The 6,001-nt window shown below is 70.6% G+C and carries 5 protein-coding genes; 1 reads left to right on the forward strand and 4 read right to left on the reverse strand.

Going from position 1 to position 6,001, the window contains the following annotated elements:
• Positions 1-55 precede the first annotated feature (55 nt).
• Positions 56-1,291, forward strand: coding sequence for an acyl-CoA dehydrogenase family protein (locus R6Y94_RS23730; RefSeq protein ID WP_318398104.1), 1,236 nt, complete (start codon positions 56-58; stop codon positions 1,289-1,291).
• Between the two features lie 56 nt (positions 1,292-1,347).
• On the opposite strand, the gene R6Y94_RS23735 is transcribed toward R6Y94_RS23730, so the two are convergent.
• From R6Y94_RS23735 to R6Y94_RS23750, 4 genes are all read right to left on the reverse strand, one after another.
• Entirely contained in the window at positions 1,348-2,391 is a 1,044-nt protein-coding gene (locus R6Y94_RS23735) for a LacI family DNA-binding transcriptional regulator (protein WP_318398105.1), read from the reverse strand.
• A gap of 172 nt (positions 2,392-2,563) precedes the next feature.
• On the reverse strand, positions 2,564-3,997 hold the full coding sequence (locus tag R6Y94_RS23740; RefSeq protein WP_318398106.1) for a GH1 family beta-glucosidase: 1,434 nt from the start codon (positions 3,995-3,997) through the stop codon (positions 2,564-2,566).
• On the reverse strand, positions 3,994-4,827 hold the full coding sequence (locus tag R6Y94_RS23745) for a carbohydrate ABC transporter permease (RefSeq protein ID WP_318398115.1): 834 nt from the start codon (positions 4,825-4,827) through the stop codon (positions 3,994-3,996). Before R6Y94_RS23745 ends, R6Y94_RS23740 begins: the two co-directional genes overlap by 4 nt.
• A 77-nt stretch (positions 4,828-4,904) precedes the next feature.
• Positions 4,905-5,888: a sugar ABC transporter permease gene (locus R6Y94_RS23750; protein WP_318398107.1), complete on the reverse strand. Its 984-nt coding sequence runs from the start codon at positions 5,886-5,888 to the stop codon at positions 4,905-4,907.
• Positions 5,889-6,001 lie beyond the last annotated feature (113 nt).

Here is a 6,001-nt window from a genome sequence, read left to right on the forward strand (position 1 = left end):
CACCGGAAAGGCACACACCGGAAACCCCGCCGAACTGAACCGCCGAGGAGCACCGATGGACTTCGGGTTCGACGCGCGCACCGCCGAGTTGCACGAGGCGCTGCACGACTTCCTGACCGACCGGATCCTGCCGGCCGAGCCGGTCCACGCCGAGCAGGTCGCCGCCGCGGCCGACCCGGCGACCGGGGCCGGACAGTGGAGCCGGCCGCCGATCATGGCCGAACTCAAGGCCGAGGCCCGGCGCCGGGGCCTGTGGAACCTCTTCCTGCCTCATCCGGAGTACGGCGCCGGGCTCAGCAACCTCCAGTACGCCCCGCTCGCCGAACTGACCGGCCGTAGCCCGCACCTGGCCCCGGAGGCGCTCAACTGCGCCGCCCCGGACACCGGCAACATGGAGCTGCTGGCCGACTTCGGCAGCCCGGCGCAGCAGGAGCGTTGGCTGCGCCCGCTGCTCGACGGCGAACTGCGCTCGGCGTTCTGCATGACCGAGCCGGAGGTGGCCTCGTCGGACGCGACCAACATCGCCACCCGGATCGAACGGGACGGCGACGAGTACGTGGTCACCGGGCGGAAGTGGTGGTCGACCGGGGCGATGGACCCACGCTGCGGGATCTTCATCGTGATGGGCAAGACCGATCCGGAGGCGCCCCGGCACCGGCAGCAGAGCATGGTGCTGGTGCCCCGGGACGCCCCGGGCGTGACGGTGCGGCGCGGCCTGACCGTCTTCGGCTACGCCGACGGCGCGCACGGCGGGCACGCCGAGGTGAGCTTCGACGGCGTACGCGTGCCGGCGGACCACCTGATCGGCGGGCCCGGTGACGGCTTCGCGATCGCACAGGCGCGGCTCGGGCCGGGCCGGGTCCACCACTGCATGCGCCTGGTCGGGATGGCCGAACGCGCCCTGGAACTGCTCTGCCGGCGGGCCGCCGGGCGGGTGGCGTTCGGCCGGCCCCTGGCCGAGCAGGGCGTGGTGCAGGAGTGGATCGCCGAGTCGCGGGTGCGGATCGAGCAGGCCCGGCTGCTGGTGCTGAAGACCGCCTGGCTGATGGACACGGTCGGCAACAAGGGCGCACACACGGAGATCCAGGCGATCAAGATCGTGACTCCGGCGATGGCGGAGTGGGTGATCGACAAGGCGATCCAGGCGCACGGCGGGGCCGGGGTCAGCCAGGACACCCCGCTGGCCGCACTCTGGGCCGGTGCCCGTACCCTCCGGCTCGCCGACGGCCCCGACGAGGTGCACCGGGCCGCGCTGGCCCGCCGCGAACTGCGGCGCTGGACGGGCGACTGAGACGTCCGGCTGCGGCGCGCGGCGCGGCCGGGCCCACAACCCAGCCGTCCGGCCGGTCAGGCGGAGGTGCGGTGCACCAGGTGGGTGTCGAGCAGCACGTACGGCACCTCGCGCTCCTCCCGCCGGATCCGCGAGACGAGCAGCCGGGCCATCTGCCGCCCCATCTCCTCCATCGGCTGGAAGACGGTGGTCAGCGGCGGCTCGGTCTGCCGGGCGATCGGGGCGTCCTCGAAGCCCACCACCGCCACGTCCTCGGGGACCCGCCGGCCGGACTCGCGCAGCGCCCGCAGTGCACCGCAGGCCATCAGGTCGGAGGCGACGAAGACCGCGTCGAGGTCGGGGCAACTGTCCAGCAGCCGGCGCATCGCCGCCGCACCGCTGGTCTCACTGAAGTCGCCGTACGCGATCATGGCTTCGCTGACCAGCCCGCCGCTTTCCCGTACCGCCTCCTGGTAGCCGGCCAGCCGGGCCACGCCGACCCCCATGTCCTGCGGGCCGGCGATGGTCGCCACCCGCTTGCGGCCCTGCCCGACCAGGTATTCGACCGCCTGCCGGGCGCCACCGGCGTTGTCCACGTCGACGAAGTACGCCCCGGACGGGTCGCCGAGCATCCTGGCCGGCCGCCCGCCGAGCACGGTCGGCAGCCCGCGCTGCTCCAGCAGGGTGGGCAGCGGGTCGGCATCGTGGAGCGAGAGCAGGAGTACGCCGTCCACGTGCTGGTTGGTCAGGTGGTGCTCGACCCGCTCCCGCTCGGCCGGTGACTGCGCCATCGCCAGCCAGAGCTGCATCGGGGTCTCCAGCAGTGCGGAGCTGATCCCCCGCACGATGCCGGCGAAGAACGGCTCGCCGAAGACCCGCTCCTCCGACTCGGAGACCACCAGGGCCACCGAGTCGGTCCGCTGGGTGACCAGGGCCCGGGCCGCCCGGTTGGGCACGTAGCCCAATTCGGCGATGGCCCGCTGCACCGCCGCCCGGGCCTCCGGGCTCACCTGGGGTGAACCGTTGACGACGCGGGACACGGTGCCCCGCCCCACTCCGGCGCGGGCGGCGACCGCATCCAGGGTGGGCCGCCCGAGCGAGCGGGTGCGCTGGGTTGTCATCGTCTGTCCCTCCGACGTCGGATGTCCGGCACCGAACCCGTGCGGGCCGGTGCCGGGCACCCCCAATACTGGCTGACCACGCCTATTGAACCTTCTTCGACCTGGGCAGCGCCTCGTCTGCGTCCCGACCGTCAGTCGGGGGCACGACGAACCGCGCCCAGAGGTCGAAGGTTCATTGTGCGGCCAAACCGTTACGTCGGATGACGTCGGCGTACCACCTGGCACTCGACTTGGGAATCCGGCGCTGGCTGTCGTAGTCGACGTAGACCATGCCGAAGCGCTTGGTGTAGCCCCAGGCCCACTCGTAGTTGTCAAGCAGTGACCAGGCGAAGTAGCCCCGCAGCGGCACTCCGGCGGCGATCGCCGTGTGGCAGGCCCGCAGGTGCGCGTCGAAGTAGCCGAGCCGGTCGGCGTCGTCGATCCGGCCGTCCACCACCTCGTCGACGAAGGCGGAGCCGTTCTCGGTGATGTAGATCGGCAGTTCCGGATATTCCTGGTGCACCCGCTCCAGGGTCTCGACCAGCCCCGGGGCGTCGATCTCCCAGTTCATGTCGGTCACCGGCATGCCGCGGGTGACGAACCGGACCTGCTCGCTGCCGGGCCAGCTCGACTGGGCCCGCCAGTACGGCTCCGGCTCGACCCCCTCGACCGGGGCCGCGACCACGTGCCGGCTGTAGTAGTTGATGCCGAGGAACGACATCGGGGTGGCGATGGTCTCCAGGTCACCGTCCCGGACGTGGCCGAAGTCGGTCACCGGGGTCAGGTCGGCGACGACGTCCGCCGGGTAGCTGCCGCGCAGCACCGGGTCCAGGAAGATCCGGTTGGCCAGCCCGTCGATCCGGCGGGCCGCGTCGGCGTCGGCGTCCGAGGAGGTCTGCGGGGAGACCGCGTACAGGTTGAGGGTCACCCCGACCTCGGCGTCCGGCCGGGCCGCCCGGATCGCCTGGGTGGCCAGGCCGTGCCCGAGCATCAGGTGGTGCGCCGCCCGCACCGCCTCGCCCGGATTGGTACGCCCCGGCGCGTGCGCCCCGGAGCCGTAGCCGAGGAAGGCCGAGCACCACGGCTCGTTGAGGGTGATCCAGTGCCGGACCCGGTCACCGAGGGCCGCGGCGGTCAGCTCGGCGTACTCGGCGAACCGGGCGGCGCTGTCCCGGTTCGGCCAGCCCCCGGCGTCCTCGATCGCCTGCGGCAGGTCCCAGTGGTAGAGCGTGACCCACGGCTCGATGCCGTGCTCCAGCAACTCGTCGGTCAGGCGCCGGTAGAAGTCCAACCCGGCCTGGTTGCCCGGGCCGTGCCCGTCCGGCTGGATCCGGGGCCAGGCCACCGAGAGCCGGTACGCCTTCAGCCCCAGCTCGGCCATCAACTTCACGTCGTCCCGGTACCGGTGGTAGTGGTCGCACGCGACGTCCCCGGTGTGCCCCTGCACCACCCGCCCGGGGGTGTGGCTGAACGTGTCCCAGATCGATGCGCTTCGACCGCCCTCGTGCACCGCACCCTCGATCTGGTACGCCGCGGTGGCCGCGCCCCAGACGAAGTCGGGGGGAAAGGTGGCGCCCTCACCCTCCTCGAGCAGTTGCGTGGACAGTGGGCTGGCGGAGTTGCTCACGACTTGACGGCGCCTTCCATGATGCCGCCGATGATCTGGCGGCCAAAGATGATGAACACGATCAGCAGCGGCAGGGTCGCCAGCGCGGTACCGGCGAACAGAGCTACATAATCCGTCTGGTACGGGCCGGACGAAAGGATCTTCAACGAGTACTGCACCGTCGGCGTGTCGGGAGTGAGTACGACGAACGGCCAGAGGAACTCGTTCCAGGTCTGCATGAAGGTCAGCAGGCCGAGTACGGCCGCCGCCGGACGCAGCGCCGGCAGGACGACGTTCCAGTAGACCCGCCAGGTGGAGCAGCCGTCGAGCCGGGCGGCCTCGATCAGCTCGTCGCTGATCGCCGACATCGCGTACTGGCGCATCATGAAGACCCCGAAGCCCTGCACCAGGAACGGCACGATGACCGCCTGGAGCGTGCCGGTCCAGCCCAGCTCCACCATCATCAGGTAGAGCGGGATGATGCCGAGCTGGGTCGGGACCATCATGGTCAGAATGATCACCAGCAGCAGCGCGTTGCTCCCCCGGAACTTGAGCTTGGCGAAGGCGAAGCCGGCCAGGGTGGAGAAGAAGATCACCGATATGGTCACCACGGACGAGACCACGGCCGAGTTGACCAGGCCGTACACGAACGCGGCGTCCTCGTTGGCCAGCATCCGATCGATGTTCTCGAAGAGCTTGCCGCCCGGGGTCGGCGGCATCTCGTAGACCGCGCCGTTGTCCCGGGAGGCGATGATGAACGACCAGACGATCGGGAAGATCGAGAGCACCGAGCCGATGATCAGCGCCAGGTAGGTCAGCGGGCTGGCCTTCCAGAGCTGGGCGCCGGGCATCCCGCCGGCACGGCGGCGGCGCCGGCGAGCCGGTGCCGGGTCGGGGGTCACCGTCCGGGGCAGGGTCTGGATGGTGGTCACTTCTGCTCCCCCTTGACCGAGCGGCGGACCATCGCGAAGTTGATCAGCGCGAAGATGACGATCATCAGGAAGAGCAGCCAGGACATCGCGGCACCGGAGCCGTACTCGAAGTTGCCGGTGAAGGTCCGTTCGTAGATGTACATCGCCAGCGTCTGGAACTCGTTCGAGGCGCCGCCCCGGATCAGCCCGAAGCCGTACATCAGGGGCTCGGTGAAGATCTGCAGGCCGCCGATGGTGGAGATGATGATCGTGAAGAGGATGGTCGGCCGGATCAGCGGGACGGTGATCGTCCAGAACTGGCGCCAGCTGCTGGCGCCGTCCAGCGACGCCGACTCGTAGAGGTCCTTCGGGATGGCCTGCATCGCGCCCAGGTAGATCAGCGCGTTGTAGCCGGTCCACCGCCAGTCGACCATGAAGGCGACCGCGAACCAGGAGGCGTAGCGGTTGTCCCGCCAGGCGATCGGGTCGATGCCCACCGTGCCGAGCAGCCAGTTCACCAGGCCGTACCGGTCGGCGAAGATCAACGCGAAGATGATGCCGACCGCGGCCACCGAGGTGATGTTGGGGATCAGGATCCCCATCCGGAACAGGGTGCGGGCCCGCATCTGCCGGTTCAGCAGGTTGGCGATCATCAGCGCCACCACGAGCTGCGGCACGGTGCTGAGCACGAACATGCCGAAGGTGTTGTAGGCGGCGTTCCAGAACTGCGCGTCGTCCATCAGGACCCGGTAGTTCTCCAGCCCGACGTACTCCTTGGTGCCGCTGAGCAGGTCGTACTCGAAGAGCGAGACGTAGACCGTGTAGAGGACCGGAAAGAGGCCGAAGATCCCGAAGAGGATGAAGAACGGGGCGACGTAGAGGTACGGCGAGTACTTGATGTCCCAGCGCCCGAGGCGGTACGACCGCCGGCGGTGCGTCGGTTCCGGGGTGGGTGGCGTGGCAGCGTGCCGTGGTGGTGCCGCGCCGACAGCAGAACTCATTGCGGGTCCTTCCGGGGAGGTGGACCGGCCGGTGACCTCGCGGCGGGGGGGCCCCCCCCCCCCCCGCGGGCGGCGCCCCCCCCCCCCCCCCCCCCCCCCCCCCCGGCGCCCCC

It is taken from the genome of Plantactinospora sp. KLBMP9567 (genome assembly GCF_033446045.1).
Taxonomy (GTDB): domain Bacteria; phylum Actinomycetota; class Actinomycetes; order Mycobacteriales; family Micromonosporaceae; genus Plantactinospora.